The 14,823-nt window shown below is 53.5% G+C and carries 15 protein-coding genes; 12 read left to right on the top strand and 3 right to left on the bottom strand.

The annotated features are described in order from the left end of the window. Nucleotides 1–8 precede the first annotated feature (8 nt). The 3 genes from RHJ80_RS02855 to RHJ80_RS02845 all read left to right on the top strand — a co-directional run bounded on the left by RHJ80_RS02855 (nt 9) and on the right by RHJ80_RS02845 (nt 1,895). Nucleotides 9–239, top strand: coding sequence for a hypothetical protein (locus RHJ80_RS02855; RefSeq protein WP_310801417.1), 231 nt, complete (start codon nt 9–11; stop codon nt 237–239). A 253-nt stretch (nt 240–492) separates the two neighbouring features. Beyond that, a complete protein-coding gene (locus RHJ80_RS02850; protein ID WP_286668667.1) occupies nt 493–1,479 on the top strand; it encodes a hypothetical protein in 987 nt (328 codons plus the stop codon). Beyond that, entirely contained in the window at nt 1,476–1,895 is a 420-nt protein-coding gene (locus RHJ80_RS02845; protein WP_149820451.1) for a type II toxin-antitoxin system VapC family toxin, read from the top strand. Before RHJ80_RS02850 ends, RHJ80_RS02845 begins: the two co-directional genes overlap by 4 nt. A 127-nt stretch (nt 1,896–2,022) precedes the next feature. Here the strand turns inward: RHJ80_RS02845 and RHJ80_RS02835 are convergent, their stop codons facing one another. Both RHJ80_RS02835 and chlG read right to left on the bottom strand, forming a co-directional pair. Beyond that, complete coding sequence (locus RHJ80_RS02835) at nt 2,023–2,952, bottom strand: RluA family pseudouridine synthase (protein WP_149820453.1); 930 nt, start codon at nt 2,950–2,952, stop codon at nt 2,023–2,025. A 9-nt stretch (nt 2,953–2,961) separates the two neighbouring features. Continuing rightward, complete coding sequence (chlG, locus tag RHJ80_RS02830) at nt 2,962–3,957, bottom strand: chlorophyll synthase ChlG (protein WP_149820455.1); 996 nt, start codon at nt 3,955–3,957, stop codon at nt 2,962–2,964. Nucleotides 3,958–4,162: 205 nt separating this feature from the next. Here chlG and RHJ80_RS02825 point away from each other — a divergent pair, with 205 nt between their 5' ends. From RHJ80_RS02825 to RHJ80_RS02805, 5 genes are all read left to right on the top strand, one after another. Then, nucleotides 4,163–7,252 carry a CHASE2 domain-containing protein gene (locus tag RHJ80_RS02825; RefSeq protein ID WP_310801416.1) on the top strand — a complete coding sequence of 1,030 codons (3,090 nt, stop codon included), beginning with the start codon at nt 4,163–4,165 and terminating at the stop codon, nt 7,250–7,252. Nucleotides 7,253–7,391: 139 nt separating this feature from the next. After that, nucleotides 7,392–7,646, top strand: a complete 255-nt coding sequence (gene psbE, locus RHJ80_RS02820) for a cytochrome b559 subunit alpha (RefSeq protein ID WP_149820457.1) — start codon at nt 7,392–7,394, stop codon at nt 7,644–7,646. A 7-nt stretch (nt 7,647–7,653) separates the two neighbouring features. Then, nucleotides 7,654–7,791 (top strand): cytochrome b559 subunit beta, encoded by a 138-nt coding sequence (gene psbF / locus RHJ80_RS02815; RefSeq protein WP_099798824.1) that lies wholly within the window; start codon nt 7,654–7,656, stop codon nt 7,789–7,791. Between the two features lie 12 nt (nt 7,792–7,803). Further along, nucleotides 7,804–7,917, top strand: a complete 114-nt coding sequence (locus RHJ80_RS02810) for a photosystem II reaction center protein L (protein WP_149820459.1) — start codon at nt 7,804–7,806, stop codon at nt 7,915–7,917. Between the two features lie 44 nt (nt 7,918–7,961). Beyond that, nucleotides 7,962–8,081, top strand: coding sequence for a photosystem II reaction center protein J (locus RHJ80_RS02805; RefSeq protein WP_099798822.1), 120 nt, complete (start codon nt 7,962–7,964; stop codon nt 8,079–8,081). Here RHJ80_RS02805 and RHJ80_RS02800 read toward each other — a convergent pair. Next, the gene (locus RHJ80_RS02800; protein ID WP_315863341.1) at nt 8,078–8,974 is read right to left on the bottom strand and encodes a sugar ABC transporter permease; all 897 of its coding nucleotides are present in this window, start codon (nt 8,972–8,974) and stop codon (nt 8,078–8,080) included. The genes RHJ80_RS02805 and RHJ80_RS02800 overlap by 4 nt on opposite strands. 73 nt (nt 8,975–9,047) lie before the next feature. On the opposite strand from RHJ80_RS02800, the gene RHJ80_RS02795 reads away from it, so the two are divergent. The 4 genes from RHJ80_RS02795 (at nt 9,048) to RHJ80_RS02780 (ending at nt 14,012) form a co-directional block, all read left to right on the top strand. After that, on the top strand, nt 9,048–10,082 hold the full coding sequence (locus RHJ80_RS02795; protein ID WP_315863340.1) for a ribose-phosphate pyrophosphokinase: 1,035 nt from the start codon (nt 9,048–9,050) through the stop codon (nt 10,080–10,082). Nucleotides 10,083–10,127: 45 nt separating this feature from the next. Beyond that, nucleotides 10,128–11,684, top strand: coding sequence for a bifunctional phosphoribosylaminoimidazolecarboxamide formyltransferase/IMP cyclohydrolase (gene purH, locus RHJ80_RS02790; RefSeq protein WP_310743343.1), 1,557 nt, complete (start codon nt 10,128–10,130; stop codon nt 11,682–11,684). Between the two features lie 9 nt (nt 11,685–11,693). Next, nucleotides 11,694–12,788: a metallophosphoesterase gene (locus RHJ80_RS02785; protein WP_206200974.1), complete on the top strand. Its 1,095-nt coding sequence runs from the start codon at nt 11,694–11,696 to the stop codon at nt 12,786–12,788. An 84-nt stretch (nt 12,789–12,872) separates the two neighbouring features. Next, the gene (locus RHJ80_RS02780; RefSeq protein ID WP_206200973.1) at nt 12,873–14,012 is read left to right on the top strand and encodes an AI-2E family transporter; all 1,140 of its coding nucleotides are present in this window, start codon (nt 12,873–12,875) and stop codon (nt 14,010–14,012) included. The last annotated feature ends 811 nt before the right edge of the window (nt 14,013–14,823 follow it).

Raw genomic sequence — 14,823 nt, 5'->3', positions numbered from 1 at the left:
TTGAGCGCTTGCTGGCGCAGTTCGAATACCACATCAAGCTCTATGAGACGCTCTTTATCCAGCACATGATGAATGCCCTGCGCCCCGCTGAGCGCGCCGCTGTGGTGCTAAAGGAAGGGCTACTATTTGACTCCATTGGACTCCAAGAAGATGCTGCGCCATATCTGCCACAAGCTTGTGGAGCAGTTCGAGATCCTAGCGGTCATCAGCCTGCCCAACGGCGTCGTGGGCAACGATAGACCAGATTCGCGCCACCGACTACAACCCGACCGCACGCCGCTACTGCCGGCACCAAGCCGAGGCCGTCGAGCACGAAAAGCCGGAGGTGCTCATCAATCGCCTGCTGGAGCTAGAGGAGGAAATATACTGAAGACCTGCGCCAGCTTCTGGCGATGGTATCGGGAAATAATTTTGTCAGCAGTTCACAACGCTCGATAAATGCTTAATGATAAATGCTTAATAAATTAGCCTAGTCATGAGGAGGTGCGCACCATGAACGGGAAAACTTCACTATTGACCCTGATTTTAGAAGGCAGGTTTGTCCGCTCAGGTCGAATAGCTGTTTCACAGCTTTCAGAGCTTTTGTCGAGCCTTCAAAAAGTCTTTTACCGAACAGGCCAAGTGCTCTTAGGCGAAACCGATAGTATTCGCAAAGGACCCAAGTCGAAACAGCTCAAGCAGCTTCTGGAATTAGACCTTATTGAGATTAACCACGGAAGCCCATCAACCCTACTCCGCTTCGACAGGCGAGCTGAACCAAGCTTGTTCCCCGAAGAGGATTTTTTACTTCACATCTTAGAGACTGCTCTTACAGGCATACGCGAAGTCCAAGAGCCGGCTGATGTCCTTCCTCGTGGATTTGATCGGGGAGTCTTACTTGCATGGCGTGATGTCGGCAGGCTTTTCCAGAAAGAAGTATATTCAATAACTTTTGAACTCAATCATCGTCCAAGTCCGCTACGGGTTCAGTACACCCCCCAAGCGTTCCAGGTAATCCAGCAGCGGATTCAGGGACCCAAAACTCACCTCACCACCATTGAAGGCCGCTTGCTTATGGCGGACTTCAAAGAAGAAGGTATGCGGTTACGGGTTCATCCTCCTGTTGGTGATCCAGTCGTATGCGTGTTCGATGAGGAGCAAAAGGAAGAGGTACTTGAGAATCTTCTGCGTCGCGTCCGCATAATCGGTGAAGCACTCAGCGATCCTGAGACCGGCAAGATTAACCGAGTGCGTATCCACGACATCGAACCTTTAGAGGAACTCACGGAGGCGATAGAGGAAATTCCGCTCGCTCCAGCAGAAGTTTATGATTTCTGGACTTCAAGGACACTGGAAGAACTTGCCCAAATGCAGGGCGTCCAGCCTGTAGCTAATCTTGCTACTTTATATGGCACTTGGCCCGGCGAACGCAACGATGGCTTTGAGGAGTTTATTCAAGAATTGCGACAAGGCAATGTCATCGGGAGGCATGGCTCGTGACATCCGCCTATCTGCTCTTGGATACTAACATTCTCTCGTACATCATGAAAGGTGCGCCAGAGGCGAGGCTTTATGAGAATCATCTCTTCGGCACAACCTTGGCGATTTCCTTCATCACTGTTGGCGAACTTTGGGCAGGGGCAGAATACGCTGGGTGGGGAGAGCAGAAGCGAAAGAAGCTTGAGAGCGTGCTCCGTAACTTTGTGGTGATTCCTTATGACTACGAAATCGCAAAAAGGTACGGCGAGATTGTTGCAGGACGAAAGCGTATCGGTAAGCCGATTTCCTTTGCCGATGCTTGGATCGCTGCTTGTGCGCTGTGCTATCAGGTGCCGCTCGTTACTCATAACGAGAAAGACTTCCAGAATATACCCAACCTTTCCGTAATCACACAGCAAGGTGGTCAGACACCATGACCACGTTTGCCATCACAGTATTCGGCTGAGTCAATACTGTTTGCCGGCGTTAGGGATCGTTGTTGATGATGGATAATGCACCAATTCATCCGAAAAGGGCGATTCAGGCAGTGGTGAAAGCAGCGGGTCACGAAGTGTTATTCTGGCGCAGTAGTCGCAGTAGTTTTTGCCAATGCTCTGGCAGAGGGGCGATCGCCACGATCTCCTCACCTGTACGTGGATGCTGCAACTGTAAGCGATAGGCATGGAGCGCTTGGCCGGGCAGTTTTACTTTTAGCGGTGCACCGCGGCCATAGACAGGATCCCCCAACAGCGGCCAACCAAGGTGAGCAGCATGAACGCGGATTTGATGGGTGCGACCGGTTTCAAGGCGAAACTCCACAAGGGCACAGTGGCGGAAGCGCTCCTGCACGTACCAGTGGGTAATTGCTGTGCGGCCTTTTTCAGGGGGCACCACCGCCATCTTTTTGCGATCTACCGGGTGACGACCAATGGGCGCAATGACGGTTCCAGTGTCCTCAGGGGGTTGACCATAGACAACACCAAGGTAGTGGCGCTGCATTTGCCGTGCTTTCAATTGCTGTTGCAGATGGTGTAGGGCAAACTCCGTTTTGGCAACAACCATCACCCCAGAGGTGTCTTTGTCTAGGCGATGCACAATCCCCGGTCGCTGGACACCGCCAATGCCTGTCAACTCAGGGCAATGGGCTAACAGACCATGAACCAAGGTGCCGTGGCGATGACCGGGGGCAGGATGCACCACTAGATCCACGGGTTTATTGAGAATTAGTAACTCATCATCCTCATAGAGAATACTCAGGGGTAGGGATTCAGGGATTAAATCCAATGGCTCTGGCTCAGGGAGCACCACCTCTAGTACCTCCCCACCACTGAGGGGCTGATTTTTGCGATCGCACACTTGGCCATTCATACGCACATGTCCCTGTTGGATCAGCTGCTGCCAGCGCGATCGCGAGAGTTCAGGATGCTGCTGTGCAAGAAACGTATCGAGGCGATCGCCCCCCTGTTCTACCTTGAAGATTAGGGATGTCGCCATGCCCCTCAACTACCCCAGCGTATGTCCAAGGGCTAGACCCACCACTAGCATCCCTAAGACGAGAAAGGGCTGAGCACTGGCTTGGTACTTGACATCGTTTTTCAAGGGATCTCGCAGGAAGTACATATCCTGAAAGACAATTTGGGGAATAATCAGCAAAATCAGCAGCACTGCATAAAGATTGGCATGGATCGCCATCAGGTAACCAGCTATTGCCAACTGGAAAATGTCAATCATCAGAACACAAATCCATGCGGCGGTAGTAACGCCAAACATCACCGGCAAGGAAGCCAAGCCGAGTTGGCGATCGCCCTCAACGCTTTTGAAGTCATTGACAATGGCAATACCCAAGCCCGCCAAACTGTAAATCAACGTCAAGATCACAATCGTCGGTGTCAATTCGCCAAAAAGGGCGTGACCTGCCCACCACGGTAAAGCAATGTAGCTGGCCCCTAGGGCATAATTCCCCAGCCAACCATTCTTTTTCAGCTTCAGGGGCGGTGCGGAATAAATATACGCCAAAAAGCCTCCCAGCAAAGCAATTTTGGTCACAGGGAACGTGGGATGGCCAGCCCATAGATCGAGTAGAACAGCTAGACCCAAACCTGCGACAACGAGGAAGATAATCTGCGCCCGCACTTGGTTAAGGGAAATCGCCCCTGAAGGAATGGGACGGTAGGGTTCGTTAATCGCATCAATCTCGCGATCGTAGTAATCGTTGAGCGTTTGCGTATAGCCCGCCATCAAAGGCCCCGACAGCAGCATACAGGTCGCTGCCTTGAGCACATCCTCCAGACTCCAAGTAAATCCCCCCGACGAGGCTGCACCACAGACCACGCCCCAAAGGAGGGGGATCCATGTAATCGGCTTCATTAGTTGCAGGCGAATTTTCCAGATATTGGTCTCGCCGCTTTTGGCGCCCTTCATGCCCAGCAGTTGACGTGCGGCTGCCGTTGTACTTTCTGGGGATGTTGAAGTCGTCGTTGAATCGGGGGTTTCCGTCATAGCGCTTGTTGTGCTCAGCAATCACCTCAATGATTATAGTCGTTTCACCTTCCGCCACCTAGGGGGATCATGTTGCCCTCTGGAGTGGGCAGGATGTTAAAAGTTGTCCTCGTAAATTTGCCGATCGCCCGTGGTGTAGGTCAGGATAGAAGCGAAACTGCTCTTAGCATCTTTCAGCCTCAGCAGAACAGCCCCAATTTGTGCCATGACCCCTGTCTCCATCCCTGATTATCTTAAACGCGCTCTACCGGCGGCCATTGCCACGGCGATCGCCACCGTGGGTGTCCTTGCGCTGCGAGTGGGTGGCCTGCTGGAACCGTTGGAATTAAGAGTCTATGACCAATGGCTGCGCTGGCGATCGACACCGGCCACGTCCCAGCGACTGCTGATTGTTGAGATTACCGAGGCTGATATTCAAACCCTCAAGCAGTACCCAATTCCTGACGAAGTGCTCATTCAGGCCGTCAACGAATTGCAGGAGTACCAACCCAAGGTCATTGGCATTGACATTTTTCGCGATTTTCCGGTGTCCGATCGCTTCAAGCCGCCAACCGATGTGCTGCCCTCCCTCGGACGGGTGATGATGACCCAGCCCAACACCGTTATTGTCTGTAAAGTGGGGGGCGAAACGGATGCCGGAATTGCCCCTCCCGCTGGACTGCTCAATGATCAGGTGGGATTTGCGGACATTCCCATTGATGAGGATGGCGTGGTGCGGCGGGCGATTTTGGCAACTCAACCCGAAGCCAGCGATCGCTGCTCCACCCCTCAATCCTTTGCCCTTGCCTTGGCGCGTGTTTTTCTGGGGATTCATCCCCAAGCTGTGACTGAGAACCGCCTTGACTTAGGAACGGCTCGCTTTCAGGCCTTAACCAGCAACTGGGGGGGCTACAACAACCTAGATGCCGCAGGGTTTCAAATCCTCATCAACTATGCCCACCCGACCCAGCCCTATGAAACCGTCACCCTGAGCGAAGTGCTGACGGGTCAAGTGCTGCCCTCCAAGGTGCGCGATCGCGCCGTCCTCATTGGCCTCACTGGCAGTAGTAGTAACGATAAGTTTTTGATTCCGATTACCCTGCCGGGGCAAACCAACCGCCTCACCCCCGGTGTTGTGGTTCAAGCAGCGATCCTTGAAGATTTGCTAGCAGCGGCTCTGGATAACCGTTTTCCAATTGGTACATGGCCACAGGAGGCGATCTCCCTTTGGATTCTGGCTTGGTCTGGCCTTGGTGCCCTGATCATCGCCAAGGGACAGCGCTGGGTGATTGTGCCACTGTTGGTTGCTGGGGGACTGGGTCTCAGTGGCCTGACATTCCTCCTCTTTTTACAGGGGAGTTGGCTTCCGCTGGTGGCACCTCTGGTTGGCTTTGGCAGTGCGGCGGTTTTGATGCTGGGCTATCGTGCCTTCAGTCCTGGAGAATCCACCCCTACCCCCTCTACACCGACAGCTGTCCCCAGTGGCCGCTCAGCAACTCCCTTGGAGTTCATGACTGAAGGCATCAGTCAATCAACCACACCTGAATCAGCCCCCATTCTGGAAATCCCCGAAACCTCGCCAACGGAAGTCTCTCGCCTAGAGACGGATGCCAATGCAACGGTGCTGCAACCGGAAACAGCAATTTCCTTTACCCCCATCGAACCCACCCCACCCCTTGGAGATAAACCCCACACCGCACCTACCCTCCTCACCTCCGTCGTTGATCAAATTCCCCCCACAGAGATCCGCGAGACACCACCACAATCCATCACTGAGAGGGAAACCTTCTTAGTGGTTCACCCTGAGGACGCTGCCACTGCCGCCACCGAATTGCCAGAAACTCCCACAACTGCTCCTGAACCTACCCATGTTGAGCTTCCTGAAACCCAGAGGGTGGTTCCTACCCCGCAGCCAACAGTTCCCTCAGAGATCCCCTCGACACTGCGCCCTGACTTACCCGAAACGCAACTCACCCTACCTGAGCCACTAACTACCCCAGAACTGACCTCGACGCCCTCAACCCAATTTGCAACCAGTGTGGACTTGCCTGAAACCCAACTATCAGTACCTGAGACCGTGAGTCTAGCAGAAGTCACCTCAACTCCCGATGGGGACACTCCTGAAACACCACTGAACATCACCTCAACTCCACCCACCCAATTTACAACCAGCGCAGATTTGCCCGAAACGCAACTATCCATTCCTGAGACGGCACCGGACATCACCTCAACTCCACCCACCCAATTTACAACCAGCGCAGATTTGCCCGAAACCCAATTGTCAATCCCAGCCACCCCCAAGGGAGACCTACCAGCAACCCAGCGATCCAACCCTGACCCCTTAACCGCGGCGCCTGTGGATGCCACCCAGCGGCCAGAGGTGATTCCCACCACGACAGTCCCCTCGCCGCCCCCCCCAACCACAGAGACACAAACACCGAGCGGCACCCAACCCAAAACCACCGTCATTTCTGACATCAGCGAAGAAGCCAGTGAACCCTTACCACAAACTGTGGGGGGACGCTACCGTGTCCTGAGTCAACTAGGCGAAGGGGGATTTGGGCGCACGTTCTTGGCTGCGGATTTACACCTGCCGGATCATCCGATCTGCGTGGTCAAGCAGTTGGTGCCCTCCCGCAAGGATGAACGTTTTTTGGCCATTGCCCGTCGCCTCTTTCAGCGGGAAGCAGAAACCTTAGCCCAATTGGGTCAACACGAGCGTATCCCTCGATTACTGGCTTACTTTGAAGAGGGGGGATATTTCTATCTCACCCAAGAGTATGTGGATGGGGAATCCCTCAAGGAGGAGTTTGCAAAGAAAATTACCCTCTCCCAAGCCGAAGCCCTCACCATTCTCAAGAGTATTCTGGAAATTTTGCAGTATGTGCATCAGTTTGGGGTGGTGCATCGCGACATTAAGCCTGCTAATATCATGCGCCGCCGCAGTGATCAACAACTGTTTTTGATTGACTTTGGGGCGGTACGCCATGTCCAGCCCGAGGATTTGCTCCAGCACGGCAAATATACGATCTCCATTGGTACCCGTGGCTATGCCCCTAGCGAGCAAATGGCAGGACGACCGGTGATTGCCAGTGATATTTACTCTTTGGGCATGGTTATTGTTGAAGGTCTGACGGGACTCGCCCCGATGGATTTGCCCTCTGATCGCAACACGGGTGATATGATTTGGCAGCCGGGACGGCATCTTTCGCCGCAGTTTGTTGCCATTATCAATAAAATGATCAAGTATAACTTTCGCGATCGCTACCAGAGTGCTGCAGAAGTGCTCACCGATTTGGCCAAGGCTGGACTTTAGGCCTATAGACCAAAGTTTTAGCGCTGTACAGGGGACTTGCAGTTCTTATTTAGGCGGCTCAATCGTTGTGAAAAAAGGCTGTATGATAGATAGTACCGTTTCCTTTTTTTAACATTAGACACTTTGGAGGCATCGCAACGTGGCTGGAACGACAGGAGAACGACCATTTTCCGACATTATTACCAGTGTCCGTTATTGGGTGATTCATAGCATCACCATTCCGGCGTTGTTCATTGCTGGCTGGCTCTTTGTCAGCACCGGTTTGGCCTATGATGTGTTTGGCACACCACGCCCCGATAGCTACTATGCTCAGGAACAGCGGTCGATTCCTCTGGTGACCGATCGCTTTCAAGCTAAACAACAAGTTGAAACCTTCTTAGAACAGGTGAAGTAGGATTGCCATGACCAGTAATACCCCCAATCAAGAACCCGTTTCTTACCCAATTTTTACGGTCCGCTGGTTGGCCGTTCACACCCTTGCTGTGCCCACGATTTTCTTCCTCGGGGCGATCGCGGCTATGCAGTTTATCCAACGTTAGGAAGGTGCAGCCATGGAACCGAATCCCAATCGTCAGCCGGTCGAACTGAATCGCACATCCCTGTACCTAGGGTTGTTGCTGATCTTCGTCCTTGCGTTGCTCTTTTCAAGCTACTTCTTTAACTAAATTTCTTCTCTATAACTGAATCTGCTTAGGAGGAATTGATCATGTTGTCTGAAGGCGGACGCATTCCCCTATGGGTTGTGGCCACGGTGGCTGGCATGGGGGTCATTGTGATTGTCGGGCTGTTCTTCTACGGTGCTTACGCTGGTCTTGGCTCCTCTCTCTAAAGATTGGGGTCTTGGCGCGTACGCAATTGTAGCCAGATCAGTCCTAGGGTGACTCCCAAAAGAACCGTTGCTGCGGCAGCGGCATAGCCAAAGTCAAATAACGCAAACGCCTGTTGGTAAATATAAAATACCAGCAGGTTTGTTGTATCTAAGGGGCCGCCACCGGTCACCACATAGACCTGTTCAAAACTGCGCAATGTGAAAATCGTTGTTGTGACAAACACCAAAATTAAGGTGGGTCGCAACCCCGGCAGCGTAATGTAGCGAAACTGTTGCCAAGCATTGGCACCATCGAGAAGTGCCGCTTCATAGCGATCGCGAGGAATCGTTTGCAACCCCGCCAAAAAGACCACTAAATTAAACCCCAACTGCTTCCAGCTACTGAGCAAAATTAGCACTGGCATTGCCCAAGTGGGATCACTCAGCCAAGCAATCGGCTGCCCCCCTAAGGTTTGCACCAGTTGATTCACCGGGCCATCGGTTTGAAACAGCCAACGAAACCCTAAACCCACCGCCACAATCGAGGTCATTGTTGGCAAAAAGTAGGCCGTGCGCAGCAGATCCCGTCCCCTGATCCCTTGGTTGAGACCCACCGCCAAGAGTAAGGGCAGCACAATCGTGGGGAGCACCGTTGCCCCTGTGAAATAAACGGTATTGCCAATCACCTGCCAAAAGTCTGGACTCAGGAGCAATTGCTGATAATTTTGCAGGCCAACCCAACGCACCCCTTCTTGACTAAAACTCCCCGTCGTAAAACTAAGATAGACAAGGTACAAAATCGGCAAAAAAACAAAAATTGTCAGAAACAAAAGTGCAGGTAAAAGGAATAACCAAGCGACTCCTATCGGTGACAAAAAAACATCCCCCAATCGTGGGAGTTGCGATCGCGCCATTGGCAAAGCTGATGACCTCAAAATTCATCTTTCTATAAATTCAATCCTAGGGTAGTGGCTCCCAAAATTGGAAATGATAAGATCAAAATCAAAATGCACGCCATCTTGGGGAGATGCTGTGATTCACACTGCGCCATTGCCCACGACTACCCCCTCTCACATTTCTGATCATAGTCGTCTAAAGCTGTTTTCGGGTTCTGCCAACACTGCCCTTGCTCAGGAAATTGCCCGCTACCTCGGTATTGATCTCGGCCCAATGGTGCGCAAGCGATTTGCTGATGGCGAGCTGTATGTGCAGATTCAAGAATCCATTCGCGGTTGTGATGTCTATCTGATCCAGCCCTGTTGCCGACCCGTCAATGACCACCTGATGGAACTGCTGATCATGGTGGATGCCTGCCGCCGCGCTTCAGCCCGCCAAGTGACTGCGGTGATTCCCTACTATGGCTATGCCCGTGCCGATCGCAAGACCGCTGGCCGCGAGTCCATTACCGCTAAACTAGTAGCCAACCTGATTACTCAAGCGGGAGCGAGTCGCGTTCTGGCCATGGATCTGCACTCAGCGCAAATTCAAGGCTATTTTGACATTCCCGTGGATCATGTCTATGGTTCACCCGTGCTCCTTGACTACCTGCGCAGCAAAAATCTTGAGGATATTGTGGTGGTGTCCCCCGACGTGGGTGGGGTGGCTCGTGCCCGTGCCTTTGCCAATAAGCTCAATGATGCGCCCCTAGCCATTATTGATAAACGACGCCAAGCCCACAATGTGGCTGAAGTGATGAACGTGGTGGGGGATGTTAAGGGCAAGACAGCGGTGCTCGTGGATGACATGATTGATACGGCCGGCACGATTTTAGAAGGAGCACGGTTACTGCGGCGGGAAGGTGCCAAGGAAGTCTATGCCTGTGCCACCCATGCGGTTTTTTCACCGCCAGCGATCGAGCGACTCCAAGGAGGGGATTTTGAAGAGGTGATTGTCACCAACACGATTCCTGTACCGGAGACGCAACGCTTTCCCCAACTCACGGTGCTGTCGGTGGCGAGTATTCTCGGCGAAACCATTTGGCGCATCCATGAAGATAGCTCTGTGAGCAGTATGTTCCGCTAAAACCGCTAAAATAGGTGTTCTTAGTCGCCTAGGAGGATTGCAGGCATGGGGCGAATGGCCTTACTCAGCACCAGCAATAAGCAGGGACTGGTGGCGTTGGCTACGGCCTTGGTGCAGGAGTTTGGCTTTACGCTCCTGAGTAGTGGTGGCACCGCAAAGACCTTACAGGCAGCGGGGATTCCCGTGACAACGGTCTCGGAGTACACAGGGGCACCGGAAATCCTTGGTGGGCGGGTCAAGACCCTGCATCCCAAAATTCACGGCGGTATTTTGGCACGGCGCGATCGCCCCGAAGACGCGGCTGATCTGCAAGCCCAAGGGATTCATCCGATTGATCTGGTGGTTGTCAATCTCTATCCCTTTGCCGAAACAATTGCCCAGCCCAACGTGACCCTTGCCGAGGCGATCGAGCAAATTGATATTGGTGGGCCGACGCTGATTCGCGCTGCTGCCAAAAACCATGCCCATGTGACAGTATTGGTGGATCCCAGCCAGTATGAAACTTACCTTCAGGAATTACGATTACACGGGGAAGCTCAACCTGCTTTTCGCCTTGCCTGTGCCCAGCGGGCGTTTGCGCTGACGGCCAGTTACGATCAGGCGATCGCGGAGTATCTCCAAGAAATCACGTCCCCTGGTACTGAACCAGAAATTCTGCCGCCGGTCTTCCACCTGACGGGGCAGCAAAAACAAGTCCTGCGCTATGGCGAAAATCCCCATCAACGGGCTGCTTGGTACATCAGTGGGGCACACCCCAGTGGTTGGGCAGCCGCCGACCTGCTTCAGGGCAAAGAACTTAGCTACAACAACCTGCTAGATCTAGAAGCGGCACGGGCAGTGATCAGTGAATTTTTAGGGGAGGGTGCCCCCGCTGCCGTCATTATTAAACACACCAATCCCTGTGGCGTGGCTGAGGGCAAAACCCTTGTGGAAGCCTACGAACGTGCCTTTGCAGCCGACAGTGTTTCTGCCTTTGGCGGCATTGTTGCCCTGAATCGCCCCTTGGATGTGGCCACCGCTGAAGCCTTAACCCGTACCTTTTTAGAGTGTGTGGTGGCTCCCGCCTGTGAGGAAGCAGCGCTACCGATCCTGAAAACCAAACCCAAGATGCGGGTTCTCACCTTACCTGAGTTGCAGACGGCTCCCACGACGGCGATTCAAACCATTGCTGGCGGCTTTCTTGTCCAAGATATTCACCCCGTCCCCATTGATCCAGAGGCGTGGCAAGTGGTCACCGCCACCGCACCCAGTCCAGAGTTGATGGCAGAACTGATCTTTGCTTGGAAAGTGGTGAAACACGTTAAGTCCAATGCCATTGTTGTCAGTCGCGATCGCCAAACCCGCGGCATTGGCGCCGGTCAAATGAATCGGGTGGGTGCTGTACACATTGCCCTCAGGGAGGCCGGTGAGGCTGCCCGCGGCGCTGTACTGGCCAGTGATGGCTTTTTCCCCTTTGCCGATTCTGTGCAAGCCGCTGCCCTTGCTGGTATTGCGGCGATTATTCAACCGGGGGGCAGTTTGCGGGATAATGAGTCTATCCAAGCAGCCAATGAAGCGGGAATTGCCATGGTCTTTACCAACCGGCGACACTTCCGCCACTAGGAAATAGCGATGGCGGTGCGGCTCGGTATTATCAGTGATCCCCACATTGCTCTGCCGGAGACGATTCCGACGGATCATCCCCCCATTTTTCTCTATGAAGTGAGTATTCCTGCTTTTGAAGCAGCCGTCACTCATCTTCTTGATCTGGGTATTGATGCTTTGTTGATGCCCGGTGACCTGACGCGGGATGGCGAAGTCGTTAACCACCGCTGGCTCAGTCGCTATCTGCAAACCCTGCCCATTCCCTGCTATGTGATTCCGGGGAATCACGATGTGCCTCTGCCGCTAGGAGATCACAAGCGTATTGGTTGGGCTGACTTTCCCCAGTGGTATCCCCATGCGGGCTATGGCAAGGGCGCCAAGCATTACTATCAAACCCTGCTTGCAGACAACCTACAACTGATTGCCCTGAATTCCAACCAATTTAGCCCGACAGGTCAGCAGATGGGGGCAGTCGATCAAGGACAACTGGCATGGTTGGCGGCTCTATTGGCAAAACCTTTTGCCGGACTGCGCCTTGTAATGATTCACCACAATGTCCTTGAGCATTGGCCACAACAGAGCCAAAGTCCAATGGGGCAGCGCTACCTCTTGGAGAATCGGGTGGAACTCCTCAACCTCCTGCGATCGGCGGGGGTGGCCTTGGTCTTAACCGGACATCTCCATGTCCAAGACATTGCCTATGAGCAGGGGCTGTTTGATCTAACGACGGGTTCCCTCGTCAGCTATCCCCATCCCTATCGCCGGCTCATTTTGCAGCAACATCCCCAAGGGGGCTGGCAAGTGGATGTGGAATCCTACCGCATTGAATCTCTGAAGACCTATCCCACCTTGAGTGATCTCTCCCGCCAATGGATGCTGCAGCGGGGTGCGGGGTTTATGGTGCGCTTTCTCACCTTACCGCCCTTTAATTTATCGGAAACTGAGGCCCAGCCCCTCGCCCAAGCCCTATCGTCCCTCTGGCCAGAAATTGCCCAAGGAGATACCCAAGTCACACTACCGACCCTACCCGAACCCTTGGCCGCCTACTTTGCTCAGTTTAACCACAGAGCACCAGCGGAGTATCCCCAGCTGCGGGACAACAATACGGTCTTTGTCATTTAGCACCTCGCAATTCCTTTGGTTGGGATGGTAGAGTCCCAAAACCTGCTCTAATAGGGGGTTGAGGCACGAATTGGACGCAAAGTAGTGACGTTTGGTCAGTGGATTGGCTTGCTGGTACTGGGGGTGTGTCTTTACATCCTCTGGGAAATTCGCCAAGTGTTACTCTTGGTCTTTTTGGCAGTGGTCTTGGCAACGGCACTCAACTGGCTGCAACTGCGACTCCAGAGCTGGGGACTACAACGAGGCCGGGCGATCGCCATCAGTATTAGCTTGACTTTCCTGATCATCTTTGGTTTCTTTTGGATGATCATTCCCCCCTTTTTGCAGGAAGCGCAGCAACTGGGTGTATTGATTCCCAAGGGGTTAGGACGGGTGGAAGCATGGCTGGATGAGATGGCTTACCTTTTGCCAAGTAGCGGCTTTGATGATACCCCTGTCATTAATCGGCTGATTACCCAGTTAGAGCCATTCCTTGAGCAAATCTTTAATAACTTCCTTGCCCTCTTTTCCAATACACTGGCGGTCTTACTAAATACGCTGTTGGTCTTGGTGCTGACGGTGATGCTAGTGATTGATCCTCAGTCCTACCGTCGGGGATTCATTCGCCTCTTTCCAGCGTTTTATCGGTCTCGCATTGACACGATTCTCACCGAAAGTGAACAGGCGCTCTTGGCATGGCTGGCGGGCACAGGCTTGAATATGCTGGCCATTGGTGTGGTCAGTGGCATTGCTCTTGCGCTACTGGGGGTGCGGTTGGTCTTGGCCAATGCTTTCTTGGCCGGTCTGCTGGAGGCGATTCCCAATATTGGCCCTGCCCTGAGTGTGATTCCGCCGATGATCATTGCTTTTATTGACAATCCGTGGCGGGCGGTGGCCGTTCTCATTGCCTACATTGTGATTCAACAGTTGGAGCAATACCTGCTGGTGCCTGTCGTCATGGCCAAACAGGTGGCTCTACTGCCCGCTGTGACGCTGGTTTCACAAATTATTTTTGCCATTTTCTTTGGCTTTCTGGGCTTACTGCTGGCACTGCCTCTGGTGATTGTGGGTCAAATTTGGTTTACAGAAATTGTGCTCAAGGACATTCTCGATCGCTGGCAGCCCAGCCCGCCACCTGCAGGGTCAAATCCACCAATTTTGCCGCTGCCCCCGCCGCCCCCACCTGCTGCCGCAAATCCTGCCGCATCTGATGCAATTTCTGAGGATGGCTCAATAGAGACTTAATCTGATCAGCAACCACCGCCGGCTCAATCGGACCCACCAGTTCTGGTACAATTTCTTTGCCTGCCCAGATATTCGGCCACGCCTTGTAGCCGAGACCCTGTTTCACTAAGTCCCAATCCATCTCTGGCGATCGCCACAACTGCCAAAATCGCCGCCAGCCCAATCCCTTGGCCACCAGTGCCCAAAACACCAATGCCGTCCACTGTCGCCCGATCGCTGGCAAGCCCACCAGCAACCCGGCTAACCCATCCCAAGGGTGTGCCCGCTGTACCCGCAGTTGTTGGGCCGGCAAAAGAACAATCATCGGCACATTCAAGGCGGTCAGTTCAGCGGTATTGGCGCCAACGGTCGTCACACAGAGGGCAACCTGCCGCAGCAGGGGATAGTTGGGTAACTGCTGCCAGAGATAGACCTTCGTACCCCTCAGCGTCTCCAGATAGGGTAGCCCCTCACTGGGTTGGATGAGTGTTGCCGTCGTGCCCTCAACGTGCTTGAGTTCGGGGTTAAAGCGGGGATCGGCGTAGCAACTGAGGGTCTTGAGCGTCAGGGTGGGTGCCACGGGAATCACACACTGAATCGGGGGATGAGCAGCAGCTAAATGGTCGGCGATCGCCAGCGAAAGGGGCACCCCCAGCTTGAGCTTATTGGGCTTGGAACCCACCATCAGACCCACAAGGGGAGCATCTGCAGCAACGCCTAACTGTTGGCGCACATCAGGCAGAGAATCGAGGACAAGGGCTTGCACATCGGTCATCAGATCCCCCACCACCGCCACCTTAGCTCTTGTTTTGCCCACGGGGAGAGGACGCCG

Origin of the sequence: Thermosynechococcus sp. QS41, assembly GCF_031583515.1 — a bacterium.
Taxonomy (GTDB): Bacteria; Cyanobacteriota; Cyanobacteriia; order Thermosynechococcales; family Thermosynechococcaceae; genus Thermosynechococcus.
Note: the sequence above shows the minus strand (reverse complement) of the source record. Positions and strands in the feature narration are given on the sequence as shown.

Bases quoted from the DNA above. Each gene is read 5' to 3' on its own strand.
- RHJ80_RS02850 (WP_286668667.1), top strand. From the start codon at position 493: ATGAACGGGAAAACTTCACTATTGACCCTGATTTTAGAAGGCAGGTTT.
- RHJ80_RS02835 (WP_149820453.1), bottom strand. From the start codon at position 2,952: ATGGCGACATCCCTAATCTTCAAGGTAGAACAGGGGGGCGATCGCCTC.
- chlG (WP_149820455.1), bottom strand. From the start codon at position 3,957: ATGACGGAAACCCCCGATTCAACGACGACTTCAACATCCCCAGAAAGT.
- RHJ80_RS02825 (WP_310801416.1), top strand. From the start codon at position 4,163: ATGACCCCTGTCTCCATCCCTGATTATCTTAAACGCGCTCTACCGGCG.
- psbF (WP_099798824.1), top strand. From the start codon at position 7,654: ATGACCAGTAATACCCCCAATCAAGAACCCGTTTCTTACCCAATTTTT.
- RHJ80_RS02810 (WP_149820459.1), top strand. From the start codon at position 7,804: ATGGAACCGAATCCCAATCGTCAGCCGGTCGAACTGAATCGCACATCC.
- RHJ80_RS02800 (WP_315863341.1), bottom strand. From the start codon at position 8,974: ATGGCGCGATCGCAACTCCCACGATTGGGGGATGTTTTTTTGTCACCG.
- RHJ80_RS02795 (WP_315863340.1), top strand. From the start codon at position 9,048: ATGATAAGATCAAAATCAAAATGCACGCCATCTTGGGGAGATGCTGTG.
- purH (WP_310743343.1), top strand. From the start codon at position 10,128: ATGGGGCGAATGGCCTTACTCAGCACCAGCAATAAGCAGGGACTGGTG.
- RHJ80_RS02785 (WP_206200974.1), top strand. From the start codon at position 11,694: ATGGCGGTGCGGCTCGGTATTATCAGTGATCCCCACATTGCTCTGCCG.